Origin of the sequence: Bacillus sp. FSL M7-0791 (assembly GCF_038627085.1) — a bacterium.
GTDB lineage: Bacteria > Bacillota > Bacilli > Bacillales > Bacillaceae > Bacillus > Bacillus safensis.
Genome location: NZ_CP152022.1, coordinates 2,919,760 through 2,934,706, shown reverse-complemented (window position 1 = coordinate 2,934,706; position 14,947 = coordinate 2,919,760). Strand labels below are relative to the sequence as shown.

The following is a 14,947-nucleotide window of genomic DNA, read 5'->3' as shown; positions in this document are numbered from 1 at the left end:
GTACGTGTCTAAAAAGCGGGATTTGATGTATATCACAGCAGGAACGGTACTAACTGGAGTCGGAATTGCTCGTTTAGCAAAGCAAGGGAAGAAAAATAAGAAAGCAAACGGAATTGATCAAGTGCTAAAGCAGATAAAAGCACCGCAGTTCCCAGATCGTGAATTGAATGTGGTGCATTATGGAGCAGATGCGGAAGGGCAAGAGCTTTCTACAAATGCCATTCAGTCTGCCATTGATGATGCGCACCGGTTGAAAGGGGGACGGGTGCTGATACCAGCAGGGACATTTATGACAGGTGCTTTAGAATTGAAAAGCAATGTAGAACTTCATCTGCATGAGAAAGCCTATGTGACATTCAGCCAAGACCCAAAGGATTACTTGCCTCTTGTACTGACAAGATATGAAGGGGTTGAACTTTATAATTATTCTCCTCTCATTTATGCACACCATGCAGAAAACATCGCTATTACAGGAGCTGGAACGCTTGATGGCAGAGGGGATGCGCATCATTGGTGGCCTTGGAAGTATGGGACAAATGGCCAGCCCTCTCAGGATCGGGATCGCCAGCTTTTGTTTGAAATGGCGGAAAAGAGAATACCGGTAGAAGAAAGGGTATTTGGAGAAGGTCATTATTTAAGGTCGAGCTTTATTCAGCCATACCAATGTCAGCATGTGCTAATCGAAGGAGTGACAGTGAAGGATTCACCGATGTGGCAAATTCATCCTGTGTTAAGTGATAACGTCATCGTCCGCGGCGTTAAAATCATTGGGCATGGACCAAACACAGATGGTGTCAATCCGGAGTCTTGCCGGAATGTGCTCATTGAAGATTGTTATTTTGATAACGGAGATGATTGTATTGCCATCAAATCGGGCAGAAACGAGGATGGACGGAGAATAGGGATTCCATCTGAAAACATTGTCATTCGTAGAAATGAGATGCGGGATGGACACGGCGGTGTGACGATCGGGAGCGAGATTTCTGGCGGGGTAAAGTATGTTTATGCAGAAGATAATGTAATGGACAGTCCGAACCTTGACCGGGCACTGCGTATTAAAACCAACTCTGTCAGAGGCGGCACCATTGAACATATTTATTTTAAAAACAATACAGTGAAAAGTCTAAAGCATGAAGTGGTCTGTATCGACATGATGTATGAGGAAGGAGATGCTGGTCCGCACCGTCCTGTTGTACGTCATATTGAAGTAGAAGGACTCAAAAGCAGCGGCGGACGATATGGTGTGAAAATAGCCGCATACGCACATTCTCCTGTGACACATTTTAAAATGAAAGATTGTGTCATAGATGATGTGGCGTATCCCTTATCTTTAGAGCATGCCGTTTCTCCTGCTTTTCAGAAAGTCGTCATCAATGGAGAACAAATCAATTCATTGAAGAGTGAAAAACAGTCTTTTTAGAGGCTGTTTTTTTGTTTTAGGAACAGAAAAGACGCTTTTAGAAATCACATATACAACCTATCTGCACTGTAGTATAATATTCCCGAAATTAGAAAAGAATTGACGAAAGAGATTTCGTTAAGCAGTACATAAACAGGGGGTTCACTCATGAAAAAGTTAACAGCTATTTGGCTATCGTTATTGCTTGTGATGGGTGTTTTAGCAGGATGTGCAGGCGCTGAGACAGATCACAAAGCAAAAGGGTCACAAAATAAAGAAACGGCCACTGCGGCTTTTCCAGTATCAATAAAAGATGCAGCTGGCAAAACAGTCGAAATCAAAGAACAGCCTAAACGAATTGTTTCGTTAATTCCAAGTAATACGGAGGTTGCCTATGCACTCGGTCTTGGAGATAAAATGGTTGGACGATCAGACTTTGACAATTATCCAAAGGAAGTCGAAAAGGTAGAGAAGATTGGCGGACTTGAATTCAATGTCGAGAAGGTCATTTCCTTAAAACCAGATCTTGTCTTAGCACATGCATCTCAGATGGGATCAAAAGATGGATTTAAACAGCTTGAAGATGCAGGGATCCAAGTGCTGACTGTAAATGATGCAACGTCCTTTAAGGATGTGTACAAATCAATCAATATGATCGGTGAAGCAGCTGGCGTGAAAGAAGCATCAACAAAGCTTGTAGACGAAATGAAAACAAAGCTGAATGACATCAAGAAACAAGCAGAGGGGATTTCGAAAGATAAGCAAAAAACAGTCTTTGTCGAAGTGTCAGGTGCACCTGAAATCTATACAACTGGTAAAAATACATTTATGGATGAAATGCTTTCTGTTATCCATGCCAAAAATGCTGCAGGCGATCAAACTGGCTGGGTGCAAATGACAGAAGAATCGATCATCAAGCGAAATCCTGATGTTATCGTGACAATTGATGGTTCCAGCTTAGCTGACTTGAAAAAAAGAGACGGCTGGAATGCAATGAAAGCAGTGAAAGAAAAACAAGTCTTTCAATTGAATACGGATCTCGCATCAAGACCGGGACCGCGATTGGTTGAAGGAGTCGAGGCTCTTGCGAAAAACGTCTATCCTGATACGTTCAAATAAATTGACCATCGCATATACACTAAGTGTTTTACTTCTTGTGATGAGCATTGGAATGGGAATCTCCTTTGGAAGCTTAGGGATTCCCATTCCTTCTATTCTTCGAATATTTGTTCACGAACTATTCGGCGTGCAGTTTGGAACCATTGATTCCATCGATCGCAATATTATGATGAACATTCGGCTGCCAAGAGTCATATTAGCGGCATTAGTCGGAGCAGCACTTGCGTTATCTGGTGCAGCTTTTCAAGGTTTATTAAAAAATCCTCTTGCTGACCCTTATACGCTGGGGGTATCTCAAGGGGCATCAGTTGGAGCCGTAGCGACCCTGTTTTTCAGCTTGCAGCTTCCGCTTTTTGGTAGTTTCACACTGCCATTATTCAGTATGACAACAGCGCTTGTGACCCTCTGTCTCGTTCTCTTTTTTGCGCGTCTTGTTCATCGGGGGATGAGCATCTCTTCTTTAATTTTGACAGGAGTGATTTTCAGCTCTTTTTTGGGTGCGCTCATTTCATTGATGATTGCTTTAACAGGTGATGATCTAAAAGAGATCATTCATTGGCTGCTTGGCAGTGTGTCCATGAGGGGCTGGCGTTATATTGTGCTTTTTCTTCCTTTCTTTCTTATTGGAACCTTTGCGTTAATGTTGATGGGGCGGGATTTGAATGTGATGACGTATGGCGAGGAAAAGGCAAAGTTATTAGGTGTACATGTGAAAAGGAGCAAATATATTGTGCTGCTGGCGGGCTCGATCCTGACTGGAAGTGCAGTTGCGGTATCAGGGACGATCGGTTTTGTAGGACTTGTGATTCCGCATTTTATCCGCCTCTTAACTATCACGGACCATCGGCATCTGCTGCCTTTGTCTATGCTGAACGGTGCTTCCTTTCTTGTATTAGCAGATGTGTTATCCCGTACCATCATCGAGCCGACTGAATTACCGATTGGCATCATTACTGCGTTAATTGGTGCACCTGTATTTGGCATCATCCTCATTCGTAAATATAGAGGGGGGACGCACATATGATTCAAGTGAAAGAAATCAGAGGTGGATATGGAGAGAAAGAGGTCATTCGTGGCATTAATCTTGAAGTAAAGCAAGGAGAATTTCTCGGTATACTCGGTCCAAACGGAAGCGGTAAGACGACCCTTCTTAAAATGATGGCAGGGATTTTAGCACCTATGAGCGGTGAAGTACGTCTCAGCGGTCACCTTATTCAATCCTATCAGCCAAAGGCGCTTGCGCAAAAGATGGCAGTTCTGCCGCAGAAAACGGACCAAGCTTTTTCATTTACGGTGGAAGAAACCGTCCAATTCGGTCGTTATCCATATCAAAAAGGGTGGCTGCAATCTGTCACGCAAGAAGATGTGAAGGTCGTCAGCAAAGTCATGGAACAAACGGGTGTTGCACAGTTTAAGAATCAATCCATCCATGAGTTAAGCGGAGGAGAACAGCAGCGTGTATATTTAGCACAGGCATTGGCGCAGCAGCCTGAATATTTATTGCTGGATGAACCTACGAGTTTCCTTGATTTAGCCTATCAAAAAGATTTGCTTGATTTAATTAAAGAAGAAACTGCTTCCTCTAGGTTAACGGTCATTGGCGTATTCCATGATGTGAACATCGCCAGTTTATATTGTGATCGGCTGCTGCTGCTTCATGGAGGAAAGACTGACATGTTAGGAATGCCGCATCACGTCTTGACCACTGAACGAATCAACCGTGTGTATGAAACAAATGTGACACCGCTCCAGCATCCATTTAGGGCAAACCCTCAGCTGATGGTTGAGCCTGCAGCCCCTTCTAAAGCATCAATTGTAAACATAGCGGATGGTTGGAGGACATATGGTTCAGAAGGAATGACGTTTTCCATTAATCAGCCTCTTCGCATCCTTTCCTCACATAAGAAAAACGGCGGGTTCTTTTGGAAAAGGTCTATTGGAACGGGGACGAAGGCGCTTCATGAGCAGCTAGAGTCAGCTGAAGAAATGCTGTTTTTCGAGCAAGCTAACAAATTAGCACAATTTGCCGCAGAAGACGCCGAAGACGATATGATCCTTTACGGCATGCTTCAGCAGGAAGCGTTGACCATTTGGCTTATCCTAAAACGATCTTTAGCAGATGGCGCAGTTGTTCAGCTCATGGGGCAGCTTATGCACATCATTAAGCAAGAAACAAGTTATCCGATCCATCATCTGTGCATCGCTGCACCCAATACGCAAGAAACGGAAGATGCTGACCATTTACACGAAAGATTAGGACAAAAGGTACAAAGGCTTCTTCAAACGTTGAATGTCATTCAAAAGTGAATGTACAATTATATTTAGGTTAGTTGAGTAAAACAGTTGAAATAAAAGGACTACACATATCTAAAATGTGTAGTCCTGACAATAGTTCTTAATCTTTGCTTTAAATAAGAAAAAAAGCTGCCACAATGACAGCCAGTTCTAATTTTATATCTAAGACGGTCGAATTCTAATTAGATGAAATGCCCTTTCCGCCTTGTGTTATTAAAGTATTGATTCTTTCCATACCAGTAATAATTGGTTTCGCACGACTTATTAATGTTTGGATAGCTTCGAGACCTAGAGACGCTTGATGGGCATCTTCATTTGCCCACACTTCATAAACATAAACAGAACTTGGTTCATTCTCGGAAATATTCACAAGATATATGTCACATTCATCCAAATTCTTCATTGATTCTGCTGCTTCTAATAGAATATCAACCATTTTTTCTCTTTCGCCTTCTTGTACCAAAAACTTGTTAAATAAACTAAATTTACTCATACCATCCTCCTTCATTTTGTCTTAATCATGTTTTACATTATAAACTATATCTTCAATCACTATTTTATAATGAAATAAAAAGGATGGTTTGCCTTCATAATGGACTATCTATCCTATTATTTAATATCTTAATTTAACAAATGGTTCACTTTTCTTTTTCATTGATGACATTCATTCCTCATGATTTAGTAAAACAACTGCATCTTATTCAGTTCGGGTTATACTAAAAAGACAAAGCAGTAGAAAAGAGGGAAAACCGTTGAAACTTTATACGAAAACCGGGGATCAGGGTCAAACAGGCTTGATCGGAGGAAGAGCCGATAAAGATGATGTGAGAGTAGAGGCGTATGGTACGTTAGATGAGGCGAATAGCTTTATTGGACTCGCGCATGCAAAATTACGGCATCATGGCGAATTGTTTCCGGACCTTTTGTCAGAGCTGATCGTTATACAGCATGAGCTGTTTGACTGCGGGGGTGATTTGGCAGCAGTCAAACCACGTAAAGAAGGCAAATTAACAGAAGCCTCTGTGACAGTCCTTGAGGAAAGAATGGATGTCTATGTAGAAGAAGCTGAGCCGCTTACTAAGTTTATTTTACCGGGTGGTCAGGAAGGCGCTGCTCTCTTACATGTAGCGCGGACAGTCGTCAGAAGAGCCGAGAGGCATATTGTGACGCTTGCAAAACAGGAGGAGATTCCAGCCGTTGCGCTCTCATACGTAAACCGTCTATCCGATTATTTATTTGCAGCCGCTCGAATCGTGAATTATCGGCTTGGTGAAGCTGATGTTGAATATGAACGAAGTGCCGATGTGTTTCGTTCTAAATAAGGAAAGCACTCTTCATAGAAGAGTGCTTTTTTATTAGGTTCTGCCGCTTAGTCTGAGCATTGTTACGACTCTAGTCGCAAACAAAGATCAATCTGTGACACGTTTTGCCGGCTTTCTTTTTTGACTATAGTTAAAGCAAGGAGCAAGAAAGGAGGCATGAAGATGAAAATAACAAGTAAAACCATTATCGGTTCAATTTTATTGTTTGTCGGTTTATCCATCTTCTTTGGTGGTTCATTTGGTGGTCTGATCCCGGTTTTGATTGGTGCAGGGCTCATCTATGTAGGTGTTAAAAAATACGAAAAAGGCAGTAAAACCTTAGGTGTCATTCTAGCAGTCATTGGTGTACTGATCGTCGTGCAATTTCTGCCGTTTATACTCGGCATCGCATTTGCAGGGGTACTTCTTTATTTTGGCTGGTCGATGATCAATGGTGAATCTACCGAAAAATCATCAAGCAGAGCCTATATGGAGCCAAACACGGCACCTAATACGGAAGAACCGATTCATACGTCTTTTGATCAAGAGTGGGAAGACTTTTTAAAGAAAAAATAAAGGGAGGAATATCAAATGGTATTAAGAAGAGTAAGAGATATGTTTGTTGCAACTGTCAATGAAGGTTTAGATAAATTGGAGAATCCGCGTGTCATGCTGAATCAATACGTTCGTGATATGGAGGATGATGTTGCGAAAGCGAAACATGCCATCATCAAACAGCAAACGATTCAGCAAGGCTTCCTGCGAAAAGCAGAAGAGACGGAAGCATTTGCTGAAAAGCGAAAGAAACAGGCCGAGCTGGCATATCATGCGGGAGAAGAGGAGCTTGCACGAAAAGCGCTCACAGAAATGAAGTATTTTGAGGAAAAGCACAACGAATATCAGGAAGCCTACCAGCAATCTGTGAAACAATTGAAAGAGCTGAAAGAGCAATTGCAGCACTTAGAAACAAAGCTGCGTGATATAAAAGACAAGAAGCAGGCCCTGATTGCAAGAGCCAATGCCGCACAGGCAAAGCAGCATATGAATGATTCCATCAATAAAGTAGACAGTGAAAGTGCATATAAAGAGTTTCTTCGAATGGAGAACCGTATTGAAGAAATGGAAACAAAAGCAGGCAGCTATGCACAATTTGCAGATCAAGGGGCATATGCTCATTTAGACTACGCCGATGAGGTTGAAAAAGAATGGCAGAAGCTGAAGCTTGAGAAAAAGCCTGAACAGCAGCAAGCAAACGTATAGAGGTCAAATCGGAAGAAAAGCAGGCTTTTTCTTCCGATATTTGATTTCTTTCTGTTTCGCTTTTCCTTATAATGAAAAGGTCAGAAGATAAAGGGATGGTATAAATGAAGCGATTAATCGGTCTAATTTGTATACTTGTAGGTATCTTTTTAATGATTGGCATGCTTTTCAAAAATGAAAATCTCTTTCATATAAGTTTTTCCCGTGAAAAACCAGTGACAACAGCTTCAGCGAAAAAAGAGGAGATTGATCAATTAGATATTTCTCTTTCTGGGTTTCGCGTGAAGGTAAAACCTGAAAATCGTTCCGATATCTCGGTGACTGCTGTCAATGGAAAAGGGAAAATGTATGCGGAGCAAACAGGCGGTACGTTCAAAATTCGTGCTGAAAATAAAAGCTTCTTGTTTTTCACTCAATTTGAAAAAGGAGAGCTTTTAGTTAAAATTCCAACAGATTATCATAAAAATGTGAAGATTACGGGTGGAAGCGGCGTCAGTGAGATTGATGGAGAAGGAAAGCTGTCCCTTCAAGATGTGATACTCAAATCAACGAGCGGAAACCTCACAGCTGAGAATTTCTCAGCAAAAAATGTAGAAATCAAAGCAACCTCTGGCAGACTGGCAGTGTCGCACATTGATGCGAAGGATAGTGATATTGGGGCAACTTCAGGGCGTGCTGATATTAATGATGTCAAAGGCGAGCTGCAATTGGGCATGACAAGCGGCCGATTGACAGCAAGTTTTGATACAATTGAGTCACCTGTCTCCTTTCATATGACATCAGGGAGCGCGAAATTTAATTTGCCAGATGACGGAGATTTCAACGTTCAGGTGAAAAAAACAAGTGGAAGCGTCGATCACTCGTATGACTTTGATCAAGTGGATAATGAAGGTCGAGGCTTTACAGGTACGCGGGGAAAAGGGACACATTTAGTCGATATTGAAATGACAAGTGGTAACCTCAAGCTGCGGTAATGAATGATAGAAAGGAAGGAGGCGAGTCAACTGCGTTTTACAAGGAATCAAATTTTAGGCATCATTGTTGTGATATTTGGTATTAATTTATTTCTCAAAATTATTGGGATCGGAGCAGATTTGTTTTGGCCTGTGTTTTTTGCGCTGGCGGGTTATTGGCTGCACTCACGATCCAAACGTTGGCTCGGTTCAGTTTCCTATATTTTTGCCGGCTTTCTCTTCTTAAAATTTTTGCTCAATATTACATTTAGTTTAACAGGTTACCTATTTGCGGCCTTTTTGATTTATGCCGGCTATCGCTTATTGAAAAATAAACCTGTTTTTGATGTCGATAAAAAGGAAACATCAGAAGACGGGAAGCCTTCACTGAAAGTCAATCTTGAAAAAAAGAGCGATCAGAAGAAAACAAAAAGCCAGACAAAGCCGCGCAAAGAGCATGACTTTTTTATTGGTGAAGTCAGGCTGATGAAAAAGCCGTTTCAATTAAGTGATTTGACGATTTCAGGCTTTATTGGCGATGTTAAAATCGATTTATCAAAGGCGATCATCGCAGAAGAAGAGAGTACGATCGTGATTAGCGGGCTGATCGGAGATGTGGATATTTACGTACCGCAGGATATTGAAGTATGTGTGAGTGCTTCCGCCGCGATTGGTGATATGAAAATCATAGATGAAAAAAGAAGCGGGTTTGGCAGTAAAGTGTACGTGATGACCAACGATTACGATGAGAGCAAACGAAAAGTGAAAATCTCCATCTCTCTGCTGATCGGAGATGTGGATGTGAGATACTTATGAGGAAATTGCATTTAGGTCTCCAGTGGCAATCTGTTCGTCTTGGCGTCGGTATCTCGCTCGGTGTTGTGACAATGACGACACTGCCGATGTTTTTTTATTATCAGCTTGATCCAATGATCCTGCTTTCTACCCGCTGGTTTGGCATACCGTTTTTTTGTATTTTACTTATCGTTAGTCTTGCGATTGGGATTTCTGCCGGGAGTGTATTTGGCTATCAGCATAAGAAACGCCTCGATCAGCTTGTTGAGTCGATTTTGAAATTTGAAAATGGAAACTTTGCATACAGACTACCGTCTCTTGGCGACGATGAAATTGGCTTAGCCGCCGATCAATTAAATGAAATGGCGAAGCGGGTCGAAGGGCAAGTAGCCTCTTTGCAAAAGCTTTCAAATGAACGGGCTGAATGGCAGGTTCAAATGAAGAAATCGGTCGTCTCAGAAGAGCGGCAGCGGCTTGCACGAGAGCTCCATGATGCGGTCAGTCAGCAGTTATTTGCAATTTCAATGATGACTTCAGCTATTCTTGAAGGCATGAAGGAAAAGGACGAAAAGATATTAAAGCAAATGCAGCTTGTCGAACGAATGGCTGGCGATGCACAAAATGAGATGCGTGCTCTTCTGCTTCACCTAAGACCGATCACGCTAGAAGGAAAAGACCTGAAAAAAGGCTTAATTGAACTGCTAAATGAATTCCAAGCAAAGCAGCCGATTGATATTGATTGGGAAATCGAAGATGATGTTCCGTTATCTAAAGGAGTAGAGGACCACCTCTTCCGAATTGTGCAAGAAGCCCTGTCTAATGTATTTAGGCATGCAAAGGCGACAAAGGTAACTGTGCGCCTGCTCATAAGAAACCGGCAAGTGCAGCTAAAGATTATTGATAATGGTATCGGCTTTCAAACAGATCATGTGAAGACAGCCTCCTACGGACTTGAATCGATTCGAGAGAGAACAAGTGAAGTAGGCGGTGTCGCAGAGATTATGTCATTTGAGGGAAAAGGCACACAAATTGATGTGAAGGTTCCCATTTTTGATGAAGGAAAAGGAGAGAACGTTCGATGATTCGAGTGCTTTTAATCGACGATCACGAAATGGTGAGAATGGGTCTTGCGGCCTTTTTAGAGGCGCAGGCTGATATTGAAGTCATTGGTGAAGCGTCAGATGGACAAAAAGGTGTAGAGCTAGCCGTTGAATTAAGGCCAGATGTCATTTTAATGGATCTTGTCATGGAAGGGATGGATGGCATCGAAGCAACGAAAAGAATTTGTCAGGAAATTGAAGATGCCAAAATCATCGTTCTGACGAGCTTTATTGACGATGATAAAGTCTATCCGGTGATTGAGGCGGGTGCTCTAAGCTATTTATTAAAAACATCCAAGGCAGGAGAAATTGCTGATGCCATCAGATCAGCAAGTATCGGTGAACCAAGACTTGAATCAAAAGTGGCTGGAAAGGTCATGAATAAACTCCGTCATTCATCAAATGGGTCCATCCTTCACGATTCATTAACAGCAAGAGAAATGGAGATCTTGAAGCTGATTGCGGATGGGAAATCGAATAAGGTCATTGCCGAGGAATTATTTATTACAATTAAAACGGTGAAGACCCATATTACCAACATTCTTTCCAAACTTGATGTGGAAGATCGAACGCAAGCGGCTGTGTATGCGCACCGTCATAAGCTGATTCAATAAAAAAACAGCTTTCAAGTGAAAGCTGCTAGAACATGCGTAAAATTAGTCCTTCTGTCCTGTGATCGGACGTTCGGATAGTTGATGGAGCTCAGGAACTGGAAAAGCCTCCTGCTCCTTGGCCGATTTTTCTTCCAGGGTTTTCTTCATTTCGGATAAAAGCTTTACGCTCTCCTTTGCTGCTGCCGCTTTTTTTTCCTGCAAATCAATGATCTGTGAAAGTCCGACGAATAATCCGCCTCCCAACAGAAGGAGCGCAGGGGTTTGTCCATAATAAACCACGATCAAAAATGTGCTTGAAAAGCTGTCGGCTTCAATGAAGAAATCTTCTTTTGATTGCGTGAATACAACGATTAACAGAAGTATCCCTAGAATCAAAAATAGAATGCCGGCCGAAAGTAAAGCTCGTTTCATGATTGACACCCTTTTTTTCTTACCATTTTAACATACTCTATAAAGATTGTGTTGCGCCCTTAGTCCCGAAGTCACGGATTTTCACATTTGCCTTGTAACGAATGTCTGATTCACTAAAAATTTCATCCCAATGCTTCGCTTCTTTTCGAAAGTCCTTCGGATACGCAATACTCGCTTTTTGAGAAAACCCGCAAATATCTGCTTTGATCTCATGCTGTAATTCCCCAATGAAATCTTTTACGTTTTTCTCTATTCGACGCTCCACGACACCTTCAATCTCTTGGAGATACTTTTCATTAAATGCATTTTCCCGCTCATTCCAATCCTCAGACAACCTTCCTTCAAGCGCCACTGACACATTAAATTGATATTTTCCGCTCGCTGTTTTATTCGTTTCAATGTTGTGTTTCAGTTTAAAAATCTCAAACGAATAGATGCTGTGATCATATTCAAATTCAATCACTCCGCCTTTTCCGTCCCCAGTCAACAGGTTGTATGACTGCACGGCTAACGGAGAGATGCTGGTGAGAAATCGTCTGTTCTTAATAATAGAGGCTCCGTCGAGTATTAATTTCCCTTGATCCACACCGACTTTCGGAACAGCAAAAGATACGTTGTTTTGCATAGCAGAAGAAATATCTCCTAATGAAACGGGCTTGAACATACGTATGGTCGATTTTGTATTCGCAGAAAGGTCATATAATGTAGAAGAAGCTGGTTGACCAGCGTCATTGATTTTCAGCAAGTCCCCAGGCTTTTCTGAGGTCATAAAGACGAGGCTTCCTCTCCTCGTTTCATTGTCGCGAATGAATTGATTAATGACGAGGTCGAAATTATTCTCATTGATGAGTTCCTCAGAAAATAAATACACTCTCAGCTGCTGGGCGAAAATACGGTGACTTTTGAGCGTCGTTGTTCGGAATATTTGATGTACCGAATCACCACTAGTTTCTATAATCTTTGTTGGGTCTTTTACGCTGGATTCTTGTTCAATTTTTTGAGGAACAAGGACTTGCATTGATATTTTAAGCTTATGACCGTCATCTCCTTTATCTAAGCCATAACCAATCGCCATGTTGAGTTCCTCAATATTGGTACTATCCCAGCATCCACTTAATAGAAAAAGGGTCATTAATGCAAAAACCACTTTCTTTTTCATGCCGCTTTCCGCCTCCTTTTAAAAAACACGATGATAAATAAGAGAAACGGGAGAATGCCGAATAAAAGGAAAAATAAATTGTTCACATAGGTTAAATAATCACGCACTGTATCAACATCCTTTGGGAAAACGGCGGCAAAGTAGATGACAATTCCCATCAACGTGAGTACGACTTTTTTGGGTAATTTTGTTAGTTTGGATACCCCCATTGCAGCAAAAAACGTATATCCTACAAAGCTCGTATAAAGCTGAACAAGCCAAACGATAAGTAAAAAAGATTCAATCCGCTCAATAAAGATCCCCTGTATATCGAACGATTGAAATAAAGCAATCGTCGGCCAAGTCAACGTCGCAGTTTCTTTCACAGTGAACGCACCAACGACAAGAATATAGGTGAATATATAAATGATCACAGGAATCAAAAAGCCGATTGCGCCATAAGCAAAGGTGTGTTTTTGCGTGTTCATATAGACAGGCATAAACAGCATCATTTCAATGCCGACAAACGAAATGGCTGATGCATTAAAGGATTTGAAGACAGGTGAGAAGCCCTCGCCTAAAACAGGCCGGAGGTTATCTAACTTAAACTCTTGAACACTGAGTCCGTAAGCAATAAATAAGATAATCAGGGTGACAATGAGGAAAAAAGGGCACAGTCTGGCAAAATCGCCAATCCCGCCGACGACAAGATAAAGACCGACCAAAATAAAGCTGATCATTGTCACCGCTACAGGAGTGTTTTGAAGCAAAAAGAACTTCACCATTTCCGACATAGCCCGCACTTCATAGCTGGCAACGCCGAGAAAATAAATAATAATGAGCAGGTTAGCAAGGGCACCGATCCACTTGCCAAGCCCCTCGTTCGTATAATCATAGTAAGAGGAGAAGGGGACTTTTTTCATCATAAGGACATTCGCAAAAATAAATACAATGTAAATGCCACTCATGAGTAAGAGCGCAATCCAGCCGTCAGGTGTAGCTGCAGCCTGAGCCATTGCTCTTGGCAGAATCATCATACTTGCACCTAATGTTGTATTGGCAATGATGGCACTTGCCTGATAGCTGGTGATCGACTCTTTATGATTGACCATATCGTTCTCCTTTCTTTTGATTTTTTAAAGGCAATCGAATGATGGAATTGTCTTCGTTTTTATAGCTGAACACAAAATCTGGTGAGAAATAAGGCGTCCCAAAACTTTTTTGCCGTGTTAAATGAGTAAGGAGAACGAGCATGAACAGCACAATCCCATATAAACCAAAGGTAGCTGCTGTAAACATGGACACAAACCGGAGCACGCGGAACGACATGCCCATCCCATATTGAGGGACAGTGAATGATGCGAGGGCAATCACACTGACGATAATCACCATGATCGAGCTCACAATATGAGCCTGAACGGCCGCCTGCCCGATGACAACTCCGCCTACAAGTCCAATCGTTTGCCCGAGCGGATTTGGCAGCCTTAAACCGGCTTCCCGCAGCAGCTCAATCGTTATCTCCATGATCAGTGCCTCCACAATAGGCGGAAAGGGGACATTTTCTCTAGTGCTTGAGATTGAAATAGCAAGAGTTGTTGGTAAAAGCCCTTGATGGAAGGACACAAGCGCAATATAAATGGCTGATAAAAATAATGTCAGAAAAATAGAGGTAAACCGCAGCATCCGAATGAGAGAGGCAGCGATCCACCTTTCATAATAATCATCAGGTGATTGCATAATCGTCGCGAGAGAAGCAGGTACAATTAACACAAAAGGTGAATGGTCAACAAAAATGGCGACACGTCCATTATTTAAAGCAGATGCCACTTTATCCGGCCGTTCTGTGTTTTGTATTTGCGGGAAAGGAGAGTACACATTGTCCTCAATCAGTTCCTCAAGAACACCGGAATCTTGTATATCATCAATAGTGACTTGCTTGAGCCGTTTTTTCACTTCTTTTAAAACAGATGATTGAGCCATACCGTCAATGTACATGATGGTCACTTTGGTGTACTTTTTTTGACCAATCTTCATGTCGACGGTTTTAAGATCGGGGTTTTTCAAGCGCTGTCTTACAAGAGCTAAGTTCGTATCTAAATCTTCAATAAAGCCAATTTTCGGTCCTCTCACAACTGTTTCAGAGGTAGCATCCCCTATACTGCGTTTCTTTGTTCCATGCGTTTCTAAAATATACGCATGCTGAAATCCGTTAATCAGAACAACACAATGCCCATCAAAAATCGCATCGACCAATTCCTCGGTGGTCTTCACCGAACGGGTGGTCATCATCGATAAATTGGATTCCAGCTTCTCTTTTGTGAGTGACGTATGATCTTGGAGAAGCAGCTTTAAAAAGGTTTGAATCTCCATCTTTTCGTTCATTTCTTTTATGTATAAATAGTAAACCACCTGTCCGTGAGGCAGCGTTTTTTTCTCATGGACCAAATCGTCCATTTCCTTTAATTGTGGAAGGAGGACGGAGAGATTATCGTATAAGTGCTCTTTTAATGGAGTTTGATTCATTCGGATCACCCGCCTCAAATCTTTTTCTTAGCATTACCT

General features: G+C 41.8%; 16 protein-coding genes. 11 read left to right on the top strand and 5 right to left on the bottom strand.

Features of this window, described 5'->3' with window-relative positions:
* Positions 1–4 precede the first annotated feature (4 nt).
* From MHI08_RS15195 to MHI08_RS15180, 4 genes are all read left to right on the top strand, one after another.
* A complete protein-coding gene (locus MHI08_RS15195; RefSeq protein ID WP_056765810.1) occupies positions 5–1,420 on the top strand; it encodes a glycoside hydrolase family 28 protein in 1,416 nt (471 codons plus the stop codon).
* Positions 1,421–1,567: 147 nt separating this feature from the next.
* Positions 1,568–2,518 (top strand): ABC transporter substrate-binding protein, encoded by a 951-nt coding sequence (locus tag MHI08_RS15190; protein ID WP_024426031.1) that lies wholly within the window; start codon positions 1,568–1,570, stop codon positions 2,516–2,518.
* Positions 2,484–3,542 carry an iron ABC transporter permease gene (locus MHI08_RS15185; protein WP_024423440.1) on the top strand — a complete coding sequence of 353 codons (1,059 nt, stop codon included), beginning with the start codon at positions 2,484–2,486 and terminating at the stop codon, positions 3,540–3,542. Before MHI08_RS15190 ends, MHI08_RS15185 begins: the two co-directional genes overlap by 35 nt.
* Positions 3,539–4,825: a heme ABC transporter ATP-binding protein gene (locus tag MHI08_RS15180; protein WP_056765811.1), complete on the top strand. Its 1,287-nt coding sequence runs from the start codon at positions 3,539–3,541 to the stop codon at positions 4,823–4,825. Before MHI08_RS15185 ends, MHI08_RS15180 begins: the two co-directional genes overlap by 4 nt.
* A gap of 166 nt (positions 4,826–4,991) precedes the next feature.
* On the opposite strand, the gene MHI08_RS15175 is transcribed toward MHI08_RS15180, so the two are convergent.
* Positions 4,992–5,306 (bottom strand): putative quinol monooxygenase, encoded by a 315-nt coding sequence (locus MHI08_RS15175; protein ID WP_056765814.1) that lies wholly within the window; start codon positions 5,304–5,306, stop codon positions 4,992–4,994.
* A gap of 259 nt (positions 5,307–5,565) precedes the next feature.
* On the opposite strand from MHI08_RS15175, the gene MHI08_RS15170 reads away from it, so the two are divergent.
* The 7 genes from MHI08_RS15170 to MHI08_RS15140 all read left to right on the top strand — a co-directional run bounded on the left by MHI08_RS15170 (position 5,566) and on the right by MHI08_RS15140 (position 10,836).
* The gene (locus MHI08_RS15170) at positions 5,566–6,135 is read left to right on the top strand and encodes a cob(I)yrinic acid a,c-diamide adenosyltransferase (RefSeq protein WP_342499729.1); all 570 of its coding nucleotides are present in this window, start codon (positions 5,566–5,568) and stop codon (positions 6,133–6,135) included.
* Between the two features lie 162 nt (positions 6,136–6,297).
* A complete protein-coding gene (locus tag MHI08_RS15165) occupies positions 6,298–6,690 on the top strand; it encodes a membrane protein (protein ID WP_024426019.1) in 393 nt (130 codons plus the stop codon).
* A gap of 15 nt (positions 6,691–6,705) precedes the next feature.
* Entirely contained in the window at positions 6,706–7,374 is a 669-nt protein-coding gene (locus tag MHI08_RS15160) for a PspA/IM30 family protein (protein ID WP_024423427.1), read from the top strand.
* A 104-nt stretch (positions 7,375–7,478) separates the two neighbouring features.
* Positions 7,479–8,348, top strand: a complete 870-nt coding sequence (locus MHI08_RS15155; protein WP_056765817.1) for a DUF4097 domain-containing protein — start codon at positions 7,479–7,481, stop codon at positions 8,346–8,348.
* 3 nt (positions 8,349–8,351) lie between these two features.
* On the top strand, positions 8,352–9,143 hold the full coding sequence (gene liaF, locus MHI08_RS15150) for a cell wall-active antibiotics response protein LiaF (protein WP_172643439.1): 792 nt from the start codon (positions 8,352–8,354) through the stop codon (positions 9,141–9,143).
* Positions 9,140–10,204 carry a two-component system sensor histidine kinase LiaS gene (gene liaS, locus MHI08_RS15145; RefSeq protein WP_024426016.1) on the top strand — a complete coding sequence of 355 codons (1,065 nt, stop codon included), beginning with the start codon at positions 9,140–9,142 and terminating at the stop codon, positions 10,202–10,204. The genes liaF and liaS overlap by 4 nt, the downstream gene beginning before the upstream one ends.
* A complete protein-coding gene (locus tag MHI08_RS15140; RefSeq protein ID WP_024426015.1) occupies positions 10,201–10,836 on the top strand; it encodes a response regulator transcription factor in 636 nt (211 codons plus the stop codon). Before liaS ends, MHI08_RS15140 begins: the two co-directional genes overlap by 4 nt.
* Positions 10,837–10,878: 42 nt before the next feature.
* Here the strand turns inward: MHI08_RS15140 and MHI08_RS15135 are convergent, their stop codons facing one another.
* Genes MHI08_RS15135 through MHI08_RS15120 form a run of 4 tightly spaced genes read right to left on the bottom strand, consistent with a single transcriptional unit; the run spans position 10,879 to position 14,908 of the window.
* Entirely contained in the window at positions 10,879–11,247 is a 369-nt protein-coding gene (locus MHI08_RS15135) for a hypothetical protein (RefSeq protein ID WP_041107739.1), read from the bottom strand.
* Positions 11,248–11,284: 37 nt separating this feature from the next.
* Positions 11,285–12,406: a Ger(x)C family spore germination protein gene (locus MHI08_RS15130; RefSeq protein ID WP_056765819.1), complete on the bottom strand. Its 1,122-nt coding sequence runs from the start codon at positions 12,404–12,406 to the stop codon at positions 11,285–11,287.
* Entirely contained in the window at positions 12,403–13,497 is a 1,095-nt protein-coding gene (locus MHI08_RS15125; RefSeq protein ID WP_056765820.1) for an endospore germination permease, read from the bottom strand. The genes MHI08_RS15130 and MHI08_RS15125 overlap by 4 nt, the downstream gene beginning before the upstream one ends.
* A complete protein-coding gene (locus MHI08_RS15120) occupies positions 13,484–14,908 on the bottom strand; it encodes a spore germination protein (RefSeq protein ID WP_034623851.1) in 1,425 nt (474 codons plus the stop codon). The genes MHI08_RS15125 and MHI08_RS15120 overlap by 14 nt, the downstream gene beginning before the upstream one ends.
* Between the last annotated feature and the right edge of the window lie 39 nt (positions 14,909–14,947).

What these genes read in the sequence shown, in the direction of transcription:
- MHI08_RS15130 (WP_056765819.1), bottom strand. Translation starts at nt 12,406, where the DNA reads ATGAAAAAGAAAGTGGTTTTTGCATTAATGACCCTTTTTCTATTAAGT.
- liaF (WP_172643439.1), top strand. Translation starts at nt 8,352, where the DNA reads ATGATAGAAAGGAAGGAGGCGAGTCAACTGCGTTTTACAAGGAATCAA.
- MHI08_RS15160 (WP_024423427.1), top strand. Translation starts at nt 6,706, where the DNA reads ATGGTATTAAGAAGAGTAAGAGATATGTTTGTTGCAACTGTCAATGAA.
- MHI08_RS15165 (WP_024426019.1), top strand. Translation starts at nt 6,298, where the DNA reads ATGAAAATAACAAGTAAAACCATTATCGGTTCAATTTTATTGTTTGTC.
- MHI08_RS15120 (WP_034623851.1), bottom strand. Translation starts at nt 14,908, where the DNA reads ATGAATCAAACTCCATTAAAAGAGCACTTATACGATAATCTCTCCGTC.
- MHI08_RS15190 (WP_024426031.1), top strand. Translation starts at nt 1,568, where the DNA reads ATGAAAAAGTTAACAGCTATTTGGCTATCGTTATTGCTTGTGATGGGT.
- MHI08_RS15135 (WP_041107739.1), bottom strand. Translation starts at nt 11,247, where the DNA reads ATGAAACGAGCTTTACTTTCGGCCGGCATTCTATTTTTGATTCTAGGG.
- MHI08_RS15140 (WP_024426015.1), top strand. Translation starts at nt 10,201, where the DNA reads ATGATTCGAGTGCTTTTAATCGACGATCACGAAATGGTGAGAATGGGT.
- MHI08_RS15180 (WP_056765811.1), top strand. Translation starts at nt 3,539, where the DNA reads ATGATTCAAGTGAAAGAAATCAGAGGTGGATATGGAGAGAAAGAGGTC.
- MHI08_RS15175 (WP_056765814.1), bottom strand. Translation starts at nt 5,306, where the DNA reads ATGAGTAAATTTAGTTTATTTAACAAGTTTTTGGTACAAGAAGGCGAA.
- MHI08_RS15155 (WP_056765817.1), top strand. Translation starts at nt 7,479, where the DNA reads ATGAAGCGATTAATCGGTCTAATTTGTATACTTGTAGGTATCTTTTTA.
- MHI08_RS15125 (WP_056765820.1), bottom strand. Translation starts at nt 13,497, where the DNA reads ATGGTCAATCATAAAGAGTCGATCACCAGCTATCAGGCAAGTGCCATC.
- liaS (WP_024426016.1), top strand. Translation starts at nt 9,140, where the DNA reads ATGAGGAAATTGCATTTAGGTCTCCAGTGGCAATCTGTTCGTCTTGGC.